The organism is Pseudomonas sp. P1_C12 (genome assembly GCF_056406435.1).
Genome location: NZ_JBFUAE010000011.1, coordinates 137,240 through 159,700, shown reverse-complemented (window position 1 = coordinate 159,700; position 22,461 = coordinate 137,240). Strand labels below are relative to the sequence as shown.

Here is a 22,461-nt window from a genome sequence, read left to right as displayed (position 1 = left end):
CTGCCGCACCGCTAGTTAGGCACCGGGATATTGACGCCCTCCTTCTGCAAGCTTTCCCGAATCGACTGGAATTTCTGGTACTTCGACAATTCGATCGGCCCGTCATAGCCCATGCTTTGCAGCTTGCGTGGCGGGTATTTGATGTAGGTCTGCATCAGCTTGTTGATCGCCTGACTGATCGGCACCATGGTCCAGGTGCGCTCGGTGACATTACTCATGAAGATGTCATAGCGCTCCTGTGGATCTTGCAGCAAGTCAAAGACTTGCGGTACGACCGCCACGTACTTCGACTCACCTTTCCAGCCCAGGTTGGTGTCCACGGCCAGGCCACCGGTCGGCACACCGTTGTCGCCACGCAGGTTGAACACGGCCTTGTAGTTGCCTACGCGGGCCGCCCCCGGCGACAACTCGTTTTCGGTGAAATAGAACCACTCCTTACGTGGGTCGGGGCCAGTGCCGGTTATCACCGGGGTCATGTCGTAGCTGTCGAAATAGATCGGCTGACCTTCGCGATCTTTCTCCGGCAACTTGATGCCGGCCACCGAGGCGAAGGTCGCCATCAAATCGAGCCCGCCGAGAATGTCGTGGTTCTTGGCATTGGGCTTGATTTTTCCAGGCCAGGTCATGATTGCAGGGACCCGGTTACCGCCCTCGCGCACGGTGCCCTTGGTGCCACGGAATGGCGTGTAGCCGGCGTCCGGATAAACGTCCTGCCAGGCGCCGTTGTCGGTGGTGTAAACCACCAGCGTGTTTTTATCCAGGCCCAGCGCCTTGAGCTTGTCCATGATATGGCCGATGCGCGTATCCAGTTCGACCACCGAGTCGGCGTACTTGGACTTGGAGATCGACTTGTGAACGAACTCCGGTGCCGGCAGGTTCGGCTGGTGCACTTTCATGAAGTTGACGTTGATGAAGAACGGCTTGTCGGATTTGGCGGCGGTGTCGAGGAATTCCAGTGCGGCTTTTTCCACATAACCGTCAAAGTAGGGGATCCCGACTACACCGGGTTTGCCATCGATGACCGGCGTATCAACATACTGGCCGTTGATCTTGAACTCTTCGACGGCCTTTTCTCCCGCCTTGCCCGAGAGTGCGCCCTTGGTCACCTTGGTAAACATTTCCCGGGTTTCCGGGTCCATGTCGGGGAACCATGTCGGGTCGGCGTAGGTGTAGGCATTGAGGTGATAGAGGCCGACGTACTTCATCACGTCATAGCCCTGGGCATTGGGCAACGCATAGTCGGCTTCACCCAGGTGCCACTTGCCGGTGAAGTAGGTTTCGTACCCGCCGGTCTTGAGCACCGAGGCCAGCGTCCACTCGGCGGCGGGCAAACCACCGCCCTGGCCCTGGAAGGCCACGGTGGTCATGCCGCTGCGATTGGGGATGCGCCCGGTCTGCATGGCGGCTCGCCCTGGCGTGCAGCTTGGTTGCGCGTAGAACGAGTAAAAGGTTGTGCCCTCAGCGGCCAGTTCGTCGATGCTGGGTGTCGGCATGCCCCGGCCGACACCGCCACCGTACGGCCCCAGATCGCCGTAGCCGGTATCGTCGGACACGATGAACAGGATATTGGGCTTTTCTGTTTGTGCAGCCTGGGCCATACCGTTAAGCGCTATCAGTAATGAACCTGCAATGTAGAACCTTGAGCGATGCGAGAGTGTTTTCATGGCGACCTTCCTTTATCGGGACGGATCCTTGTGGCCGGCTACTTGTTTTCAAGTAATCCGTGACCGGACCCTGGTGAGTTACCCCAAACCATGCCCTCTGGTTAGTTCCAGGCGTTCTACTGACCAGACAACTGAATTCCTGTAGCTACTCAAGGCACCCGAGTCAGCCTAGTACGGTTATTTTCATTACGCGCAATGCAGGCAGTGGAATTCGAAGTCGTTCGTCGCTTGCTTCCCATGTAATTCCGTGGGTCGAGTCATCCCCCGGCGGCGGATAGTGTTCAAGGTGCGACTTTCGATTTGCTCAATTGCGAGTCACTTCTATATTGAGGGAGTGCTCTGAACCTCCTGCCTTCTGTTGAGCTTGACCCATGGCAACTACTGATCAGCTGATCATCTGCGAGCACTGCGACAGCGTGTACCAGAAAGTCACGCTCGCCAAACATCAAAAAACCCTGTGTACGCGCTGCGGCGGCGTGCTTCAGCGCTATAACGGCCTCACGGTGGAACAGCGTCTTGCGTTGACCTTCACGGCGCTGATGCTGTGGGTATTTGCCAATTTCTATCCGGTGATGAGCATCAGCCTCAAAGGCGTGAAGAACAGCGCAACGCTCTGGGACTCGGTGCTGGCCCTGAGCCTGGGGCCTATCACGTTCATTGCCATGGTGGCGGCAATCGCCATGATCATCGCGCCGATTTTCCAGCTGTTGCTGCTGATCTGGGTGCTGGGCTTCGCCCTCGCCCATCGACGTTCGCCCGGTTTCAAACTCTGCATGCGCTGGCTGGAAACCCTGAGGCCCTGGAGCATGCTCGAAGTCTGCCTGCTGGGCGCCATGGTCGCGGTGATCAAGCTCGCCGGTCTGCTCGATGTGCTGCCCGGCATCGGGTTGTTTGCCCTGGCTGCGCTGAGCCTGATGATGATCCGCATCGCCGGGCGCGACATCCGCGAATTATGGGACATTGTATGAGCACGCCTCCTTACGCCGACGAGCTCAACCTGTGCCTGTGCCACACCTGCGGCCTGGCCTGCGACATGACTGGCGAACCTCACGAATGCGAGCGCTGCGGCGCGCCTTTGCATCGACGCAAGACCAATGCCTTGACCCGGACCTGGGCCTACATGATCGCGTCCCTGGTGTTTTACATCCCGGCCAACCTGTTGCCGGTGATGAACACCAAAATGGTCGGCCATGGCGCCGACAGCACGATCATGAGTGGCGTGTTGGAGTTCTGGGAAGCCGGAGCCTGGGACATCGCCCTGATCATTTTCATTGCCAGTATCGCGGTGCCGGGCATCAAGTTCGTCGCCATCACGCTACTGCTGGTCACTGTGCATCGCGACAGCGAGTGGGCGCGCAAGGAGCGGTCGACGCTGTACCGCTTCGTCGAGGTCATCGGTTACTGGTCGATGCTCGATGTGATCGTGGTCGCCCTGGTGGCCTCGCTGGTGAAATTCCAGGCCCTGGCCGACATCGAACCGCGTCCGGGCATTCTGTTTTTTGGCCTGGTGGTGGTGTTCACCATGCTGTCGGCCATGAGCTTCGATCCACGCATGATCTGGGATAAAGAACGGGAAAACCCACACAATGAGGAGGTCACGGATGAAGTCACAAGCCACTGACGGGCCGCAAGCCCCCGGGCCGGCGCCGATCAAGACCCGCCGCTTCAGCGTTTCACTGGTCTGGATCGTGCCGATCGTCGCGGTGCTGGTGGGTATTTCGCTGGTGGTTCACAGCATTCTGCAGGAAGGTCCGACCATCGTTGTCACGTTCAAGACCGGGGACGGCCTGACCGCGAATAAAACCGAGGTCAAATACCGTAATGTCGTGATCGGTCATGTCTCCGATGTGGAGCTGAGCGGTGACCAGAAGAGCGTCAACGCCACCATCAAGCTGGAAAAGCAGGCCGAAAGCTTTACCCGCGAAGACTCGCAATTCTGGGTCGTGCGGCCGCGCATTGGCGCGGGCGGTGTGTCCGGCATCGACACGCTACTGTCGGGCGATTACATCGGTGCCGATATCGGCCAGGCCAACGGCCGGGCAAAAAACTTCATGGGGCTGGAGAGTCCGCCGCCCATCACCTACGGCGAGCCGGGAAAGCGTTTCACCCTGTTCACACAGGACCTGGGGTCGCTGGATATCGGCTCTCCGGTCTACTACCGCAAGATCCCGGTGGGTCAGGTGGTGGCCTACGCGCTGGACCCGGATGGCAAAGGCGTGAACATCGAGCTGTTCATCCATGCACCCAATGACAAGTACGTCACCGAAAACACCCGTTTCTGGAACGCCAGCGGCATAGACGTGAGCGTCGGTGCCAACGGTTTTGCGGTCAAGACCGAATCGTTGTCTTCCTTGCTGGTGGGCGGTATTGCCTTCCGCGCGCCCGACTACAGCCCTGACGATAAACCTGCGGCTGCCGAGTACGCCTACGAACTGTTCGAAGACCAGCAAACCGCCCTCGCCCCGCCAAACGGCAAGCCGCAGTACCTGGCCATGCGCTTCGACCAGGCACTGCGCGGGCTCAAGGTCGATGCCCCGGTGGAATTCCTCGGTGTGGAAATCGGCAAGGTGGTGGCAGTCAATCTGGATTACGACGAGAAAAAACGTTCCTTTCCAATCAACGTCGGTATCGTGATTTACCCGCAGCGCCTGGGCCAGGCCCATATCAAAATGCTCAAGGCGCTCGATCATGACCCTAATAACGAAGCCGCTGGCGTACGCTTGATCGGCACCTTCATCGAAAACGGCCTGCGTGCCCAGGCCCGCACCGGCAACTTCCTGACCGGCCAGTTGTACATTGCCCTGGACTTCTACCCCAAGGCCGACAAAGTCGCCTTCGATGCAAACGCACGCCCGGTCATGATCCCGACCCTTCCCGGCAGCCTCGAGCAATTGCAGGAAAAACTCGAATCCATGGTCGACAAGATCAACAAACTGCCGATCGAGCGAATCGCCGGCAATCTCGATGGCAATCTCGTCGAACTGCGCAAAGGCATCATGCAATTCAACGGCAAGATCATGCCTGGCGTGCAGACCACCTTGTCAGATGTCAGCAAAACCCTGGAAACCGCCAATTCGACCCTGCAGTCCGCCAGTTCGACCTTGGCCGACGATTCACCGCAACGGGAAAAACTGGGGCAAACCCTGGATGAGCTGGGACGCACGTCGAGGTCCTTGCGTGACCTTTCGGATTACCTGGGGCGGCATCCGGAATCGCTGCTTCGCGGCCGTCCGAACAATGCCGCACCCGTGGATCTGCAGGGGCCACCGCGCAATTGAACACAGGAGCAACACCCATGGCTTTTCCGCTGAAGTTCACCCTGGTCACCGCGATGTTGCTGCTCGCCGCTTGCCGCAGTGACCCGATTCAATTCCACACCCTGACCCCGGCCCAGGTGGGCGATCATTCAATGACCACCGTCGGGGTGATTCAGATCGAGACGATCAGCGTGCCGCCCCAGGTCGATCGTGCGCAGATCGTCATTCGCCAAGGCAACAGTGGCCTGGCGATCCTGGAAACCCATTGGTGGGCTGCGACCCTCGTGGATGAATTGCGCGGTGCGCTGGCCGATCAACTGAGCAACAGTCCGGTACAAGGCAAATATTCGGTGCGGGTCGATGTGCAGCGTTTTGACTCGGTCCCCGGTCAATACGCGTTGATGGACGTGAAATGGCGTCTGCGCAGTGCCGGCATCGGCGACACGGCACGGGTGATTTGCCGCAGCACCTTGCAAACACCGTCAGGTGCGAGCATCGATGACCTGGTGCTTGCCCAGCAAAACAACGTCAAACGCCTGGCCGCGCTGATCAGCCAGGCTGCCGCCAGACCACAGGCGAGCTGCCCTTCGCCCTGAACGCCTTTTCTCCTGCTTCCCGGATTAACGGCGACACGTTCGCCGTTAATCCCAACCCATACGCCCTCTCTGTTTCCCGCTGTCATTCCATGCAAGTGTAAAAGACAACGTTTCTCAGTAACAAACAAATTATCCGAGCGAACCTCCTATGCAATTTTTTCACATTCCTTTCACCGCTCCGACACCTGCACAGATTTAACGTGGGCCGCAGTTAATTCGCTGAACTTAGTCTCGGCGGACATTTTTTGTGCTGTTTCAGGTTTTGTTTAACAGTACTTCCCTGGCGCTCCTATTGGTGGACAAACTTGGTCAATTCCGTCTCGCGTAAACCGTCTTCGCGCCTGTCTAAATCGGTCGTGGCCATTGCTGCACTGACCGTCGCCGCGGTGGTCACCGGTTTGGTCCTGTGGCCGAAATCCCCGGCCAACCTGGCCCATGAGGGCGCGCAAGCCCGGGCCCAATTGCTGCAACAATGGAGTGCCGGCGAGATCGCGGTACTGGTTCGTCACGCCGAGCGCTGCGACCGTTCCAGCAATCCTTGCCTGGGCCCGGCTGACGGTATTACCCGAATCGGCAGTGAAGCGGCCGCCGGTGTCGGGCAAGGCCTGGCACGCCTGGGTTTGACGCAAGCCGACATCCTGACCAGCCCGGTGACGCGCACCGTGCAGACCGCGCATTACATGTTCAACAGCGACCCACGGACCCAGGAGTGGCTGGCGACCTGCGGCACGACCCTGCGTAACGATGTCGTGGCGCACAAGGTAGCCCATCGCAACCTGGTGCTGGTGACCCACAGCGGTTGCATCGCCGACTTTGAAAAGCAGGCCGGCCTGAAGCATTCGGCGAAGGACGCCGAGTACGCCAGCGCGCTGTTTGTCCACATCGATGGCAATGGTCAACTGCAAGTGCTCGGTATTGTGAATGCCGAAGACTGGAACACTCTGTTACAAGAAAAAAACTGAAATCATTACGGACCGAGAACTTTGCCACTAAGTTGTTTCAAGCCGGACTGAATGGAACCTGAACAAAACAGCGAGAAGTGTGATTGCACTTCTCGCCGTTCAATATCATTCCGGTTTTCTCTCTCACTAGTTGCACATCACTTTTCAACCAGCCATCTAAGCGCCAAGGTCGAGACATGACGTCTAGTCAGCCATTGCCAGATTTTACTGGCCATTCTTCCCGTCTGTACGCCCCACCCGCGCCGACCAGCGAGCGCTGGATGCTATTGGCGTTGTTACTGGCGTTCATCGTGTTCTACTTGCTGCCGCTGATGAGCCACGGTCTGTGGATTCCCGATGAAACCCGTTATGCCCAGATCAGCCAGGAAATGCTGCAGGGCGGGAACTGGATCTCACCGCACTTCATGGGCCTGCGTTATTTCGAGAAGCCGATTGCCGGGTACTGGATGATTGCCATCGGCCAGGCGGTGTTTGGTGACAATCTGTTCGGGGTACGCATCGCCTCAGCGTTGAGTACCGGGCTGAGCGTGTGGCTGACCTACCTGATTGCCCGCCGGTTCTGGGGCGATCCGCGCAAAAGCTTTGCCTGCGCACTGTTGTACATGAGCTTCGGGCTGATTGCCGGTCAGGCCGGGTACGCCAACCTCGATCCGCAGTTCACCCTGTGGGTCAACCTGAGCCTGGTTTCACTGTGGTTTGCCATCGACAGCCGCACCACGCGTGCCCGCCTGGGTGCCTGGACGATGCTGGGTATCGCCTGCGGCATGGGCTTCATGACCAAGGGCTTTCTGGCCTGGCTGCTGCCAGCGGCGATCGCCCTGCCCTACATGCTCTGGCAGCGCCGCATGGGTGAGCTGTTGCGTTACGGGCCACTGGCTGTTGTGGTCGCCGCGGCCGTCTGCTTGCCCTGGACATTGGCCATTCATCATCAGGAACCGGACTTCTGGAATTTCTTCTTCTGGAACGAGCACGTACGTCGCTTCGCCGCCGACAATGCGCAACACGCCCGTCCGTGGTGGTTCTACCTGCCGATGCTGGTCGTCTGCGCCCTGCCCTGGGCCGCGTTGTTGCCGACAACGTTCATCCAGGCCTGGAACGACAAGCGCCAGCCCGTCAGCGGTTTTCTCCTGCTCTGGCTGTTGTTGCCATTGGCGATTTTCAGCGTGAGCAGCGGCAAGTTGCCGACCTACATCATGCCGTGCCTGTTGCCGCTGGCGCTGCTGATGGGTCATGCGCTGACCAGCCTGCTGGAACGCGCACAGGGGCGGACGATTCGCGTCAACGGCTGGCTCAACGTGGTCATTGCCACGACGGCCTTGATCGCTTTGCTGTACCTGCAACTGAGCAAAGAGGTTTTTGAGAATACCGAGATGTTCAGCCTGTCCCTGGCGTTCATCGTGCTGCTGGGCTGGATCATCGCCAACGCCCTGCAAATCCTGCGGCCATTGACGTTATGGGCGATGCCGGCCCTCGGCATCTGGCTGCTGGTGGCACTGCTGCCCGCCGCCATGCCGAGCCAGATCGTCGACAGCAGGATGCCCGACCGGTTTATCGCCGAACACCTGGACAGCTTGAACCAGACCACCTCGCTGCTGAGCAACGACCTGGGTGCGGCCTCGGCCTTGTCGTGGCTGACCAGGCGACCGGAGGTGGCGCTGTACAATGTTGTCGGCGAGCTCAAGTATGGTCTTTCGGATCCGGACGCGGCCTCGCGCAAAGTGACTCAGCAAGACATCGGGCAATGGATGACCGAAGCGCGTAAGAAGGGCTCGGTCGGGGTGGTAATGAGGGTCAACAGCGTCGATGAAATTCAGGAAGTCGAGGCGCTGCCCATCGACGGAAAACGCTATCAGCGCGGCAACCTGCAAGTCCTGATCTTCCCGCAAATCCAGCCCTGACAGGCAAGACGCAAAAAACCCGAGAGGTCGAACCGGCCTCTCGGGTTTTTCGTTTTCGCATCGTTTAAGCGACGAGTCGAACCACAGTGGGCACAGCGCTGCTAATCTGAATGAAAATTACATGTATTTACGGTTTTTTTTACGTTATTTTCTCATTTGGATCTCTACATTCCCTGCAATTCAAAACATGCAAATGATTCGCATTGATTTACAAGCGTTTCAATGCGTATGACTTTCAGAAAAATGCACCAGGAGCAGCTCGCAGAATGATTCCCAACATCCCTTCGTTCTTGAAAAAGGCCCTGCTGGCCACCGCTTTGCTGAGCGCTGGCCAGGTCTACGCAGCTGACTCCGTCGGCATCGTGGTGTACAACGCGCAACACGAAGGCCTGACCAAGGCCTGGGTCGAGGGCTTTACCCAGGAAACCGGTATTCCCGTGACCTTGCGTAACGGCGATGACACCGAGATGGGCAACCAGATCGTGCAGGAAGGCACGGCTTCTCCGGCGGACGTATTCCTGACCGAAAACTCCCCGGCCATGGTGCTGGTCGACAACGCCGGGCTGTTTGCGCCTGTCGACAAGACCACGCTGGAACAGGTTGACTCCGCCTATCGCCCGGCCCACGGCAAATGGGTCGGGATTGCCGCGCGCTCCACGGTGTTTGTGTACAACCCGGGCAAACTGTCGGAAGCCAATCTGCCGAAATCGATCATGGACCTGGCCGATCCGAGCTGGAAGGGTCGCTGGGCTGCGTCGCCAGGCGGTGCTGACTTCCAGGCCATCGTCGCTGCCATCCTGGAACAAAAGGGTGAAGCCGCCACGCTGGAATGGCTGAAAGCGATGAAAACCAACTACACCAACTACCGTGGCAACAGCTCGGTACTCAAGGCGGTGAATGCCGGGCAGATCGACAGCGGCGTGATCTACCACTATTACAGCCTGGTGGATCAGTCCAAGACCGGCGAAAACAGCAAAAACACCGCCCTGCACTATTTCAAGCACAAAGATCCGGGCGCTTTTGTTAGCATCTCCGGCGGCGGCGTCCTCGCTTCCAGCCAACACAAAGAACAAGCCCAGGCGTTTCTCAAATACATTACCGACAAGGATGGCCAGGCCGTCCTGAAAAACGGCAAGTCGTTTGAGTACGCCGTGGGCAAGAACGCTGAATCCAACCCTAAACTGGTGCCCCTGCAGCAACTCGATGCGCCGACTGTCGATGCTTCCAAACTCGACAGCAAAAAAGCCGTGGAGCTGATGACACAGGCCGGACTGCTCTAAATTGATGCCTGAAACCCTGCCTGCGGGTGTCGCCGAGGCGACACCCGCACATTTGCGTCGACGATCCCGCGGAGTCTTTGCGGGACGTGGCGGTGTATGGGTGATCGGTTTGTCGGTGCTGGTTTCATTACTGGCACTGCTACCGATCGCTTACGTTATTGGCGTGTCCCTGCAGACAGGCTGGTCAACCGTCGTGACCCTGGTGTTCCGCCCCCGGGTTGGCGAACTGCTGATCAATACCGTATTGCTGGTACTGCTGACGATTCCGTTGTGCGTGGCGCTGGGGGTGACACTGGCGTGGCTCACAGAACGTACAAATTTGCCCGGACGACGCTGGTGGTCGTTGCTGGCCACCGCACCGCTGGCGGTGCCCGCGTTCGTTCACAGCTACGCCTGGGTCAGCCTGGTGCCACCGATCCACGGCTTGTTTGCCGGTGTCCTGGTCTCGGTCATCGCCTACTTCCCGTTCCTGTATTTGCCGGTAGCGGCCACCTTGCGCCGGCTCGACCCGGCCATTGAAGACGTCGCCGAATCCATGGGGCTCAAACCCTGGAAAGTGTTTTTCCGCGTGGTGTTGCCGCAATTGCGCCTGGCGATCTGCGGCGGTGCCTTGCTGGTCGGCCTGCACCTTCTCGCCGAATACGGCCTGTACGCGATGATCCGCTTCGACACCTTTACCACCGCGATCTTCGATCAGTTCAAATCGACCTTCAACGGCGCAGCGGCGCACATGCTGGCCAGCGTGCTGGCGTTGTGTTGCCTGGCGATGTTGACGGCCGAATCCGCCGCCCGGGGTTCTGCCCGTTATGCTCGCGTCGGTTCGGGAAGCGCCCGGGAGCAACGGGTCGTGTGCCTGAAACCGGCATCCACCCTGCTCTCGTTGACCCTGCAAATCGTGACCTGCACCCTGGCCCTGGGCGTGCCCTTGATCACCCTGGGCAAATGGCTGATCGCCGGCGGTGTGGAAGTCTGGGACATGGCCGAATTGCTGCCGGCCCTGGAGCAAACCCTGTTGCTCGGTATTGCGGGCGCGGCGCTGACCACCTGCGCGGCGATCCCGATCGCCTGGCTGTCAATCCGCTACCCCGGCCGACTGCAACGAGTGCTGGAAAGCTGCAACTACATCACCAGCTCCCTGCCGGGAATTATCGTGGCGCTGGCGTTGGTGACCGTCACGATCCATTTTGCCCGGCCGATTTACCAAACCACCTTCACCGTGCTGCTGGCGTACCTGTTGATGTTCTTGCCCCGCGCGCTGGTGAGCCTGCGCGCAGGCATTGCCCAGGCCCCGGTGGAACTGGAAAACATTGCCCGCAGCCTGGGCCGCTCGCCGGCCCGGGCACTGTGGCTGATCACCTTGCGACTGGCCGCTCCGGGGGCTGCCGCCGGCGCGGCGCTGGTGTTCCTGGCGATCACCAACGAGCTGACCGCCACCCTGTTGCTGGCTCCGAATGGCACGCGCACCCTGGCGACCGGATTCTGGGCCATGACCAGCGAAATCGATTATGCCGCCGCTGCACCCTACGCCTTGTTGATGGTTATGCTGTCGCTGCCGCTGACCGGACTTCTTTATCACCAATCGAAAAAAACGGCTGGCCGATGAACACTCTTGAATTGAATGCCCTCTACAAATCCTATGGCGCCCATTGCGCCCTGGACAACGTCAGCCTGTCGGTGCCCAGCGGCAGTCGCACGGTGATCGTCGGTCCTTCCGGCTCCGGTAAAACCACGTTACTGCGGATGATTGCCGGCTTCGAATTCCCCGACGCCGGACGTCTTTCGTTCAATGGCCAGACCCTGGTCGACGGCACCCACGAAGTGCCGGCCCATCAACGCCTGATCGGCTACGTGCCGCAGGACGGCGCACTCTTTCCACACATGACCGTGGCCGCGAACATCGGCTTCGGCTTGGCGACCAAGGGCACTGAAAAACAACTGCGCGTCGCCGAGCTGATGGACAGCGTGGCGCTGGACGCGAAGATGGCCGAGCGCTGGCCTCACGAATTGTCCGGTGGCCAGCAACAGCGCGTGGCCCTGGCCCGGGCGTTGGCGCAACAGCCACGGCTGATGCTGCTGGACGAGCCGTTCTCGGCGCTCGATACCGGATTGCGCGCCGCAATGCGCAAGATGGTTGCGCGGCTGCTGGAAGACGCGGGCGTCACCACCATTCTGGTCACCCATGACCAGAGTGAAGCCCTGTCGTTCGCCGACCAGTTGGCGGTGATGCGCCATGGCCGACTGGTCCAGTCAGGGCATCCGCTGGACCTCTACCGCTACCCCGAAGACGAACAGACCGCCCTGTTCCTGGGGGATGCCGTGGTCATGCCCGCACGCATCGAGGCCGGTTGGGCCCATTGCGACCTGGGGCGGATCCCGGTCAACAACCACCGCAACAACAGCGCGGCGCAGATCATGCTGCGCCCCGAACAACTTCAACTGGCCAGCATCCTGCCCAGCGACCCGGAAGCCAGCGGTTGCCGGGCCGTGGTCACCGACCGGGACTTCAGCGGCAACACCTGCACGCTGACGGTGGAACTCCAGCCATTGACCAGCCGCGAGCAACCGGGCCGATCACTGCTGGTGCGCAGCTCAGGCATGTATGCACCACCCGCCGGCAGCTCGGTTCAGGTCTCGACCATCGGCCATGCCCATGTGCTGAGCGAGATGTGATCGTTCACAGATCGAATCGATCCACCGCCCGACGCCGCTCGTTGTCATCGCGCACATCGTAGTTGGCCGTGGTCTGGATGTTGCTGTGGTGCGCCAGCTTCTGCGCAATCGACAAGTCATGCTCTTCGATCACCCGGGTTATGAATGAACGCCGGAAGTCGTGGGGCATGATTTTCACCCCGACCTGCGCGCCCCGTTGCCGGGCGATGTAGTAAATCGCGTGCTTGGTGATGCGCTCACGGGTGATATGGCTGCCCCGGCGGATGCGGTTGAACAGGAACGGGTCGTCCGGCTCGCCGTCCTTGAGCAGCGAACGGCGCAGTTCAAGCCAGGCTTCAAGCTTGGCGAAGGCCCAGGCCGGGGCGTACTTGATCAACTGTTTGTTGCCCTTGGCCGTCACCCGCAGGCTGCGCTCGGTGAAATCGACCTGGTTCAGCTCCAGGTTCACCGATTCGGATTTGCGCATCCCCGAACCGTACAGAATCCCGATGATCGCTGCATCCCGCAGGCCTTGCGGCCGCGGATCGGCGGCGCAGACCGCCATCAATTCCTGAATCAGCGTGCGCCTGAGATTGCGCCCCTGGGACAGCCGTGTCCCGGCCATGCCCTTCACCGTACGCATCTTCAACAGATGGTCCTGAGAGATCAGGCTCATGCGCCACGCTTCGTTCATCACCCCGCGCACCGCGTTGACATACAGCGAGGAGGTGTTCGGCGCATAACCATCCGAACGCAAAGTGGCCACCAGGGCGATCACATCCTCGGGCTGCAAGTTGTGCCAGGGTATCTCCTCGATATCCTGGTCTTCGAAGCCCAGGCGGTCGGCGGCATCTTGCAGCACATAACGCATGGTCAGTTGGCTGGATGGCGCCAGTCGCGCCAGATACAGGGTCAGCGGATTGGTGAGGGGTGAGCGTGAGTCAGTAACAGGTAAGTCAATCAAACGAAACGGCCTTGAATGTAAACAGTTCAATGAAACAACTAAGAAGTGAAATAACGATGATATAAAAGACAATACACTTGTAGGACTTTTCCTAAAAACGCGGTAAACGGAAGAAGTCTGAACAGCGGCTTAATAGCCTTCAGATAAAACGATTCCCCAACCGTTTTTTCATGTTCCTTTCACAAAATCGGGCATAACCTTCTGTAAAGTCGGCGCAACCCAAATGGACGTCCAACCTGCCGGCCATGGCGAAAAAAGTCAACCGACGCGGTTTTTCACCTCCACACCAGTAACTAGTTGATTTGATGCAGATTCTGATTTAGCGTCTATGCTGATTTTTGGATCCCTTTTAGCCTCAAAGGCTATTTACGTTTTCAGCCCCTGAGGTGCCCATGAGTCAGGCGTTTCTCCCTTTCTCCCGTCCCAGCATCGGCGACGAAGAAATCGCGGCCGTAGAGCAAGTATTGCGCTCCGGGTGGATCACTACCGGACCGAAGAACCAGGCACTGGAAGAACACTTCGCCAACTACGTCGGTTGCCGACATGCCGTGGCACTTTCCTCAGCCACCGGCGGGATGCATATCACCCTGCTGGCATTGGGTGTCGGTCCCGGCGATGAAGTCATTACGCCCTCGCAAACCTGGGTTTCCACCGCCAACATGATCACCCTGCTGGGTGCCACGCCAGTGTTCGTCGACGTCGACCGCGACACGCTGATGACCGACGTGGCCACTATCGAAGCTGCGATCACTTCGCGCACCAAAGCCATTATCCCGGTGCATTACGCCGGTGCGGCATTCGACCTCGATCCGCTCTACGCCCTGGCCGACAAACACGGCATTGCCGTGATCGAAGACGCCGCCCACGCGGCAGGCACTTTCTATAAAGGTCGCCACGTCGGTTCCAAAGGCACGGCGATCTTCTCGTTCCACGCGATCAAGAACATGACCTGCGCCGAAGGCGCCATGTTCGTCAGCGACGATGAGGCCCTGGCCTCGCGAGTACGCATGCTCAAGTTTCACGGGCTGGGGGTTGATGCCTACGACCGCCTGACCCACGGCCGCAAGCCCCAGGCCCAGGTGGTCGAACCCGGCTTCAAGTACAACCTGGCCGACATCAACGCGGCCATCGCACTGGTGCAACTGGAACGCCTGGACGAAATCAACGCCAGGCGCACTCAACTGGCCCAGACCTACTTGCAGCGCCTGGAAGGCTTGCCGGTGCAGCCGCTGGCCGTCCCCGCCTATTCGCAAAAACACGCCTGGCACCTGTTCATCCTGCGTATCGATGCCGAGCGCTGCGGGCTGGATCGCGAAGCATTCATGAAAGCGCTCCAGGAACAGAATGTCGGCACAGGTATTCACTTCATTGCAACGCACCTGCACACTTACTACCGCCAGCGTTACCCCAACCTGTACCTGCCCAACACCGAATGGAATTCGGCGCGGCTGTGTTCGATCCCGTTGTTCCCCGACATGACCACCGATGATGTCGAGCGCGTCGTCGGTGCCATCGAAAACTGTATGGACAGAAGCCTTTGAGACCTTACCCAATCAACTTCGTTTCGATCGTCATTCCGGTCTACAACGAACAGGAAAGCCTGCCTGAGTTGCTCCGGCGCACTGAAGCGGCTTGCCAGCAGTTGCACCAGGCCTATGAAATCGTGCTGGTCGACGACGGTAGCCGTGATGACTCCGCGCAGATCCTGGAAGACGCCGCCTCCCGCGAAGGCAGCCCGGTGGTGGCAGTGATCCTCAACCGCAACTACGGCCAGCACGCGGCGATCATGGCCGGTTTCGAACAGTGCAAGGGCGATGTCGTCATCACCCTCGATGCCGACCTGCAAAACCCGCCCGAAGAAATCCCGCGGCTGGTGGCCCAGGCCGAACTTGGCTATGACGTCGTCGCGACGGTGCGCAACAACCGCCAGGACTCGGCCTTGCGCCGCTGGCCATCGAAGCTGATCAACCTCGCCGTGCAGCGTTCCACCGGCGTGGCCATGAGCGACTATGGCTGCATGCTGCGCGCCTACCGACGCACCATCGTCGACGCCATGCTCGCCTGCCGTGAACGCAGCACCTTCATTCCGATCCTGGCCAACAGCTTTGCCCGCCACACCACGGAAATCCCCGTGACCCACTCCGAGCGTGAACACGGCGATTCCAAGTACAGCCCCATGCGCCTGATCAACCTGATGTTCGACCTGGTCACCTGCATGACCACCACGCCGCTGCGACTGCTGAGCATCGTCGGCGTCGGCATGGCGGCCCTGGGTGTTCTATTCGCCATTGCGCTGATCCTGTTGCGTCTGGTGTTCGGTTCCGGCTGGGCCGGTGGCGGTACCTTCGTACTGTTCGCCGTGCTGTTCGTCTTCACCGGTGGTCAATTCATCGGCATGGGCCTGTTGGGTGAATACCTGGGCCGCATGTACAGCGACGTGCGCGCACGTCCGCGCTTCTTCATTGAAAAGGTGCTGCGTAGCCAGCCCGAATCCCCCTCTTCCGTTGTTACCGTCGACGGCCTTACTTCCACTTCTTCAGATCAGGTTCCTTCATGAGTGCAAAAGCTGTTGTCTTCGCCTATCACGATATTGGCTGCGCCGGCATCGAATCCCTGCTCTCCTCCGGGTTTGAGATCGCTGCGGTGTTCACCCACGCCGACGATCCGAAGGAGAATGCGTTCTACGGTTCCGTCGCACAGTTGTGCGCCCGCCACGGCATTGCCGTGCATGCACCGGAAGATGCCAACCACCCGTTGTGGATCGAGCGTATCGCCAAACTCGATCCCGACTACATTTTCTCCTTCTACTACCGCAACCTGCTGAGCGAACCGCTGTTGGCCACTGCGCGCAAAGGCGCGTTCAACCTCCACGGTTCCCTGTTGCCACGCTATCGTGGTCGCGCACCGGCCAACTGGGTACTGGTCAACGGCGAAACGGAAACCGGCGTGACCCTGCACCGCATGGTCAAGCGCGCCGATGCGGGCGCCATCGTGGCCCAGCAAAAGGTCGCCATCGAGCGCAGCGACACCGCGCTGAGCCTGCACGGCAAGTTGCGCACCGCCGCCGCTGAACTGCTGCGCGACACCCTGCCGGCGCTGCTGCAAGGCAAGGTCAGCGAAACACCGCAAGACGAATCCAAAGCCACGGTGTTCGGCCGTCGCACTCCGGCTGACGGCAAACTGGTCTGGGCCAAGCCGGCCGAAGAACTGTTCAACCTCGTGCGCGCCGTGACCCAGCCATACCCCGGTGCCTTCTGCGCGGTAGGCGAGCACAAGCTGATTGTCTGGAGCGCTGAAGTCGCCAAGGGCAACGAAGGCCTGGCGCCAGGCCGCGTCATCAGCGTCGACCCGCTGCGCATCGCCTGCGGTCAAGACTCGCTGATCATCAACGCCGGCCAGCGCAACGACAACGGTTTGTACCTGAGCGGTCCGCAACTGGCCAACGAACTGGGCCTGGTGGACGGTTCCGTGCTGCGCGGTGCCGAATCCGGCCGTGCCCCACGTCGCACCCGCGTGCTGATCCTCGGCGTCAACGGCTTCATCGGCAACCACTTGTCCGAGCGCCTGTTGCGTGACGACCGCTACGAGGTCTACGGCCTGGACATCGGTTCGGACGCCATCGAGCGCCTGCGCAGCCACCCGAACTTCCACTTCGTCGAAGGCGACATCAGCATCCACTCCGAGTGGATCGAGTACCACATCAAGAAGTGCGACGTGGTACTGCCGCTGGTGGCCATCGCCACGCCAATCGAATACACCCGGAACCCGCTGCGTGTGTTCGAACTGGACTTCGAAGAAAACCTGAAACTGGTTCGCTACTGCGTCAAGTACAACAAGCGCGTGATCTTCCCGTCGACCTCGGAAGTCTATGGCATGTGCCAGGACAACAACTTCGACGAAGACAACTCCAACCTGGTGGTCGGTCCGATCAACAAGCAGCGCTGGATCTACTCGGTCTCCAAGCAACTGCTGGACCGCGTGATCTGGGCCTATGGCCAGAAGGGTCTGAATTTCACCCTGTTCCGTCCGTTCAACTGGATGGGTCCACGCCTGGACCGTCTGGATTCGGCCCGAATCGGCAGCTCCCGCGCCATTACCCAGCTGATCCTGAACCTGGTGGAAGGTACGCCGATTCGCCTGTTCGACGGTGGCGAGCAAAAACGCTGCTTCACCGACATCGCCGACGGTGTTGAAGCCCTGGCACGGATCATCGATAACGACAACGATGTCTGCAATGGCCAGATCATCAACATCGGCAACCCGGAAAACGAGGCCAGCATCCGTCAGTTGGGCGAAGAGCTGCTGCGTCAGTTCGAAGCCCACCCGCTGCGCGCCAACTTCCCTCCGTTCGCCGGTTTCCGCGACATCGAAAGCAAGGCGTTCTACGGCACCGGTTACCAGGACGTGTCGCACCGCAAGCCGAGCATCGCCAACGCCAAGCGCCTGCTGGACTGGACGCCAACCGTGGAGATGAGTGAAACCATCGGCAACACCCTGGACTTCTTCTTGCGCGAAGCCATGCTCGAAATCGCGGACAAGCGTTGATGCAGGCGGGACTGCGGATCGATGTCGACACGTACCGGGGCACCCGAGAGGGAGTGCCTCGGTTGCTGGAAATCCTTGATGAAGCACAGATCAAGGCGACGTTCTTCTTCAGTGTCGGGCCGGACAACATGGGGCGCCACTTGTGGCGCCTCATCCGTCCACAGTTTCTCTGGAAAATGCTCCGTTCCAACGCAGCCGGCCTGTATGGCTGGGACATTCTGCTGGCCGGCACCGCATGGCCTGGAAAACCGATCGGCCGCGACCTGGGGCACTTGATGCGCCAGGCCCGGGATGCCGGGCATGAGGTTGGCCTGCACGCCTGGGATCACCACGGCTGGCAAGCCAACGCCGGGCGCTGGAGCGACGCACAACTGGTCGAACAGATACGCCGTGGCGTGGACACCCTCAGCGACATTCTCGGGGACAAGATCACCTGCTCGGCGTCCGCCGGCTGGCGTGCCGACGAGCGTGTGATCGAAGCCAAGCAGGGCTTCGGCTTTCGCTATAACAGCGATTGTCGCGGCCTGAGCCTGTTCCAGCCACGATTGGCCGATGGTCGCCTGGGCGCACCGCAAATTCCGGTGGACCTGCCGACCTTCGACGAAGTGGTCGGGCCGACCGTCGCCGCCAAGGACTTCAACAGGTTCATCCTGGACCGGTTCACGCCGGAAAAACTCAATGTCTACACGATCCATGCCGAGGTAGAAGGGATTCTGATGGCTAATGATTTCCGTCAACTGCTGAGCGATGCACATCAGCGGGACATCCGTTTTCAACCCTTGGGCGACTTGCTGCCCGAGGCCCCTGACAGTTTGCCGATCGGCCGCGTGGTACGCGGTGCGCTCGAAGGTCGCGAAGGCTGGCTGGGAGTGCAAGGCGCATGAGCAAACGCTGGGCTTTGCCGTTACTGCTGGCCATGGTGGCGCTGGCATACCTGCTGCCATTGGGCAGCCATGGCTTATGGATTCCTGACGAAACCCGCTACGCCCAGATCAGCCAAGGCATGCTCCTGAGTGGCAACTGGGTGTCGCCACACTTCATGGACGTGCGCTATTTCGAAAAACCCGCGGCCGGCTACTGGATGATTGCCATCGGTCAGGCGCTGTTCGGCCAGAACCTCTTCGGAGTGCGCTTCGCTTCGGCACTGAGCACCGGTTTGAGCGTGCTGCTGTGCTACCTGGTCGCCCGCCGGATGTGGAACGAACCGCGCAAGAGTTTCGCCTGCGCGCTGCTGTACATGAGCTTCACGGTCATTGCCGCTTCGGCGGGGTATGCCAACCTCGATCCGCAATTCACCTTCTGGGTCAATCTGAGCCTGGTCGCGTTGTGGTTTGCCCTGGACAGCGTCACCCGCGGTCAACGCCTGATCGCGTGGGCGGTGCTGGGCCTTGCCTGCGGCATGGGCTTCATGACCAAGGGTTTCCTGGCCTGGCTACTGCCGGTGCTGATTGCGCTGCCCTGGATGATCTGGCAAAAACGCTGGCGTGAACTGCTGGTCTACGGCCCGGTGGCGGTCGTGGTCGCCATCGCCGTCAGCCTGCCATGGGCGCTGGCAGTGCACGCCCAGGAGCCTGACTACTGGCGGTTTTTCTTCTGGCACGAACACATCCGCCGTTTTGCCGGGGACGATGCCCAGCATAACGCGCCATGGTGGTATTACCTGCCGTTGCTGGTCGCTTTCAGCATGCCGTGGGTTGCATTGCTGCCGCCCGCGCTGAAGCAAGCCTGGCAGACCCGACGCCAGTCCAATATCGGGTTCCTGCTGCTGTGGCTGTGGATGCCGTTGTTCTTCTTCAGCCTGAGCAAGGGCAAGTTGCCGGCCTACATCCTGCCGTGCCTGTTGCCCCTGGCATTGTTGCTCGGCCATGCACTGGCTGACCGATTGAAGCTGGAGCAAGGTCGCGTCCTGGGCATCAACGGCCTGCTGAACCTGGTGGTGGGTGTGGTCACCCTGCTGGCCCTGGTTTATCTGCAATTGAAAAAGCCGATTTACGATCATGAACTGCACAACCTGGTGTTGGTGTTCATCGGCTTGATCGGCTGGATCATGGCCAACCTGCTGCAGGCCTTCCGCCCGTTGCAGTGCTGGGCAGCCCCGGCTTTTGGCAGCCTGCTGCTCATCGGTTTATTGCCTGCCGGACTGCCCAATTCCGTAGTCGCCAACAAAACGCCTGACCAGTTCATCCTCGATCACGCCCAGGAGCTTGGCCAGAGTGCCAAATTGTTGAGCAACGATCTGGGTGCCGCGTCGGCATTGTCCTGGCGGGTGAAACGGCCGGAAGTGGCTTTTTTCAACACGATAGGCGAATTGAAATATGGCCTTGCCTATCCTGATTCGCTCAAGCAGCGCGTCAACCCTGACCAGGTGCAACAGTGGATGCACGACGCTCGCCAACTAGGCTCGGTCGGTGTGGTCATGCGGGTCAAAGGCGAAGAAGAGCTGCGCGAACTTGATCAATTGCCCAAAGAGGGCAAACGGTATGAACAAGGCAACCTGGTTATTTTGATTATCCCTCAGGCGACGCTATGAGCCTGCTATTGCTACTGGTCGCCTGCCTGCTGACCTGCCTGGGCCAGATTGCCCAGAAATATGCGGTAGAAAGCTGGCGCGGCAAACCTTCCGGGTGGATGGAGAGACTGCGCTCACCCTGGCTTTGGCTGGCCCTGGCCTCTTTGGGACTGGGCCTGCTGGTGTGGCTGCTGGTGCTGCAACGCCTGGAAGTCGGGATTGCCTACCCGATGCTGAGCCTGAACTTCGTGCTGATCACCCTGGTCGCGCGTTTCGTGTTCCACGAAACCATCGACCGCCGCCACTGGCTGGGTGTGGCGCTGGTGATCGGCGGCGTTGCACTGCTGGGGCAACACGCATGAACCTGAGTCGCGGTATCACCTTCGCACTGGGCAGTGTGTTGCTGGTCAGCGCCGCTCAACTGGGCATGCGCTGGAGCATGAGTCATCTGCCACAACCCGAACACTGGCTCAGCGCCCACATCGACCTGACACCCGTTGCCGTGGTGCTCGTAGCGATCTTCGCCTATGCCTTGTCGATGCTCTGCTGGCTCGCCGCCCTGCGGGACCTGCCCCTGGGCCGGGCCTACTCGTTGCTGAGCATCAGCTACGCGCTGGTGTACCTGCTGGCCGCCAGCCTGCCGCTGTTCAACGAATCATTCAGCCTTACAAAAAGCCTTGGCGTGGCATTGGTCATCCTCGGCGTCATTACCATCAATTCTCGACCTGCTCGTGCGCCCGAATTAAGGAGTGCCCCATGAAAATCAGTGTGTTTGGTAGCGGTTATGTTGGCCTGGTGCAGGCAGCGGTATTGGCGGAAGTCGGCCACGACGTAGTCTGCATGGACGTTGACCAGAAAAAAGTCGAACTGCTCAAGCAGGGCCACGTGAGTATTTTCGAACCCGGGCTGGCCAGCCTGGTACGCGAAGGCCTTGACGCCAAACGGTTGCAGTTCACCAGCGACGAAAAATTCGCGGTACAGCACGGAGAGGTGCTGTTCATCGCGGTCGGTACTCCATCCCGGGACGACGGTTCAGCGGATTTGCGCTACGTGATGTCGGTGGGCGAAGCGGTTGCACGTCATCGCGAACAGCCGGCGATCCTGGTGGAGAAATCCACCGTTCCGGTCGGCACCGGCGACGCCTTGCGTGCCCACATTGACAAATGCCTGCTCAATGCCGGGCGCGTATTGCAGTTCGATATCGTGTCCAACCCGGAGTTTTTGAAAGAAGGTTCGGCCGTGGCCGACTGCCGCCGCCCGGACCGTATCGTCGTTGGCTGTGAACGCGACGAAGTGCGTGAAGTGATGCGTGACCTGTACTCGCCCTTCAACCGCAACCATGAACGCATCATGTTCATGGACCTGCGCAGTGCCGAACTGACCAAGTACGCCGCCAACTGCATGCTGGCGACCAAGATCAGCTTCATCAACCAGATCGCCGAACTGGCCGAACACCTGGGTGCCGACATCGAATCGGTACGCCTGGGCATCGGCGCCGACTCGCGAATCGGCTACCACTTCATCTACCCCGGTTGCGGCTACGGCGGCTCTTGCTTCCCCAAGGACATGCGCGCCCTGATCCACAGCGCCGAAGAGGCCCATTGCTCCAGCGACCTGCTGCAAGCGGTGGAAGCCATCAACGAGCGGCAGAAACACAAACTGTTCGAACGCATCAACGCGTTCTACAAGGGCGACTTGCGTGGCAAGACCTTTGCCTTGTGGGGCCTGGCGTTCAAGCCAAACACCGACGACATGCGCGATGCACCAAGCCGGGTGTTGCTGGAATCGCTGTGGGCCGCCGGGGCGAATGTCCGTGCGTTCGATCCGGAAGCCATGCAGGAAACCCAGAAGCTGTATCCCGACGAATCGAAACTGATGCTCATGGGTACGCCTGAGTCGGTCTTGTCCGGTGCCGATGCACTGATCATCTGCACCGAATGGCAACAGTTCAAGGCGCCGGACTTCGAGCTGATCCAGCAGCGGCTCAACGCACCGGTGATCTTCGACGGCCGCAACCTGTACGACGCAGACCGTCTGGCACGCATCGGTTTCACCTACTTCCCGATCGGCCGCGGCGAATCGCGCAAATTGCCGATTCCTTACCAGCAATGGTCAACCGAACCCGTGGTCGCCTGAA

19 protein-coding genes are annotated in these 22,461 nt (G+C 59.9%); 17 read left to right on the top strand and 2 right to left on the bottom strand.

All coding sequences use genetic code 11. The features are described 5' to 3' along the window. Positions 1 to 11: 11 nt before the first annotated feature. Positions 12 to 1,664 (bottom strand): arylsulfatase, encoded by a 1,653-nt coding sequence (locus tag AC1D19_RS19540; RefSeq protein WP_477764204.1) that lies wholly within the window; start codon positions 1,662 to 1,664, stop codon positions 12 to 14. Positions 1,665 to 2,035: 371 nt separating this feature from the next. Here AC1D19_RS19540 and AC1D19_RS19535 point away from each other — a divergent pair, with 371 nt between their 5' ends. From AC1D19_RS19535 to AC1D19_RS19495, 9 genes are all read left to right on the top strand, one after another. Then, the gene (locus AC1D19_RS19535; RefSeq protein WP_477764203.1) at positions 2,036 to 2,632 is read left to right on the top strand and encodes a paraquat-inducible protein A; all 597 of its coding nucleotides are present in this window, start codon (positions 2,036 to 2,038) and stop codon (positions 2,630 to 2,632) included. Next, a complete protein-coding gene (locus AC1D19_RS19530) occupies positions 2,629 to 3,285 on the top strand; it encodes a paraquat-inducible protein A (RefSeq protein WP_477764202.1) in 657 nt (218 codons plus the stop codon). The genes AC1D19_RS19535 and AC1D19_RS19530 overlap by 4 nt, the downstream gene beginning before the upstream one ends. After that, positions 3,266 to 4,942, top strand: a complete 1,677-nt coding sequence (locus AC1D19_RS19525; protein ID WP_477764201.1) for a PqiB family protein — start codon at positions 3,266 to 3,268, stop codon at positions 4,940 to 4,942. Before AC1D19_RS19530 ends, AC1D19_RS19525 begins: the two co-directional genes overlap by 20 nt. 17 nt (positions 4,943 to 4,959) lie before the next feature. Then, positions 4,960 to 5,517 (top strand): PqiC family protein, encoded by a 558-nt coding sequence (locus AC1D19_RS19520; protein ID WP_477764200.1) that lies wholly within the window; start codon positions 4,960 to 4,962, stop codon positions 5,515 to 5,517. 305 nt (positions 5,518 to 5,822) lie between these two features. Next, positions 5,823 to 6,479, top strand: coding sequence for a lipopolysaccharide core heptose(II)-phosphate phosphatase PmrG (gene pmrG, locus AC1D19_RS19515; protein ID WP_477753660.1), 657 nt, complete (start codon positions 5,823 to 5,825; stop codon positions 6,477 to 6,479). 176 nt (positions 6,480 to 6,655) lie between these two features. Further along, positions 6,656 to 8,377 carry a lipid IV(A) 4-amino-4-deoxy-L-arabinosyltransferase gene (gene arnT, locus AC1D19_RS19510; protein ID WP_477764199.1) on the top strand — a complete coding sequence of 574 codons (1,722 nt, stop codon included), beginning with the start codon at positions 6,656 to 6,658 and terminating at the stop codon, positions 8,375 to 8,377. A gap of 266 nt (positions 8,378 to 8,643) precedes the next feature. Beyond that, the gene (locus AC1D19_RS19505; RefSeq protein WP_477764198.1) at positions 8,644 to 9,657 is read left to right on the top strand and encodes an iron ABC transporter substrate-binding protein; all 1,014 of its coding nucleotides are present in this window, start codon (positions 8,644 to 8,646) and stop codon (positions 9,655 to 9,657) included. A 4-nt stretch (positions 9,658 to 9,661) separates the two neighbouring features. Further along, entirely contained in the window at positions 9,662 to 11,260 is a 1,599-nt protein-coding gene (locus tag AC1D19_RS19500) for an ABC transporter permease (protein WP_477753657.1), read from the top strand. Further along, entirely contained in the window at positions 11,257 to 12,327 is a 1,071-nt protein-coding gene (locus AC1D19_RS19495) for an ABC transporter ATP-binding protein (RefSeq protein WP_477764197.1), read from the top strand. The genes AC1D19_RS19500 and AC1D19_RS19495 overlap by 4 nt, the downstream gene beginning before the upstream one ends. Before the next feature lie 4 nt (positions 12,328 to 12,331). Here the strand turns inward: AC1D19_RS19495 and AC1D19_RS19490 are convergent, their stop codons facing one another. Next, positions 12,332 to 13,270, bottom strand: coding sequence for a site-specific integrase (locus AC1D19_RS19490; protein ID WP_477753655.1), 939 nt, complete (start codon positions 13,268 to 13,270; stop codon positions 12,332 to 12,334). 392 nt (positions 13,271 to 13,662) lie between these two features. Here AC1D19_RS19490 and arnB point away from each other — a divergent pair, with 392 nt between their 5' ends. The 8 genes from arnB to AC1D19_RS19450 are packed head-to-tail and all read left to right on the top strand — an operon-like array spanning position 13,663 to position 22,460. Further along, complete coding sequence (arnB, locus tag AC1D19_RS19485; protein WP_477764196.1) at positions 13,663 to 14,811, top strand: UDP-4-amino-4-deoxy-L-arabinose aminotransferase; 1,149 nt, start codon at positions 13,663 to 13,665, stop codon at positions 14,809 to 14,811. Then, positions 14,808 to 15,827, top strand: coding sequence for an undecaprenyl-phosphate 4-deoxy-4-formamido-L-arabinose transferase (gene arnC / locus AC1D19_RS19480; protein ID WP_477764195.1), 1,020 nt, complete (start codon positions 14,808 to 14,810; stop codon positions 15,825 to 15,827). Before arnB ends, arnC begins: the two co-directional genes overlap by 4 nt. Beyond that, complete coding sequence (arnA, locus tag AC1D19_RS19475; protein WP_477764194.1) at positions 15,824 to 17,815, top strand: bifunctional UDP-4-amino-4-deoxy-L-arabinose formyltransferase/UDP-glucuronic acid oxidase ArnA; 1,992 nt, start codon at positions 15,824 to 15,826, stop codon at positions 17,813 to 17,815. Before arnC ends, arnA begins: the two co-directional genes overlap by 4 nt. Continuing rightward, positions 17,815 to 18,699, top strand: a complete 885-nt coding sequence (gene arnD / locus AC1D19_RS19470) for a 4-deoxy-4-formamido-L-arabinose-phosphoundecaprenol deformylase (protein ID WP_477764193.1) — start codon at positions 17,815 to 17,817, stop codon at positions 18,697 to 18,699. The genes arnA and arnD overlap by 1 nt, the downstream gene beginning before the upstream one ends. Then, positions 18,696 to 20,345 carry a lipid IV(A) 4-amino-4-deoxy-L-arabinosyltransferase gene (gene arnT / locus AC1D19_RS19465; RefSeq protein ID WP_477764192.1) on the top strand — a complete coding sequence of 550 codons (1,650 nt, stop codon included), beginning with the start codon at positions 18,696 to 18,698 and terminating at the stop codon, positions 20,343 to 20,345. The genes arnD and arnT (AC1D19_RS19465) overlap by 4 nt, the downstream gene beginning before the upstream one ends. Continuing rightward, positions 20,342 to 20,686: a 4-amino-4-deoxy-L-arabinose-phosphoundecaprenol flippase subunit ArnE gene (gene arnE, locus AC1D19_RS19460; protein ID WP_477764191.1), complete on the top strand. Its 345-nt coding sequence runs from the start codon at positions 20,342 to 20,344 to the stop codon at positions 20,684 to 20,686. Before arnT (AC1D19_RS19465) ends, arnE begins: the two co-directional genes overlap by 4 nt. Beyond that, entirely contained in the window at positions 20,683 to 21,084 is a 402-nt protein-coding gene (gene arnF / locus AC1D19_RS19455; protein WP_477753648.1) for a 4-amino-4-deoxy-L-arabinose-phosphoundecaprenol flippase subunit ArnF, read from the top strand. Before arnE ends, arnF begins: the two co-directional genes overlap by 4 nt. After that, positions 21,081 to 22,460 carry a UDP-glucose dehydrogenase family protein gene (locus AC1D19_RS19450; protein WP_477764190.1) on the top strand — a complete coding sequence of 460 codons (1,380 nt, stop codon included), beginning with the start codon at positions 21,081 to 21,083 and terminating at the stop codon, positions 22,458 to 22,460. Before arnF ends, AC1D19_RS19450 begins: the two co-directional genes overlap by 4 nt. Position 22,461: the final 1 nt, after the last annotated feature.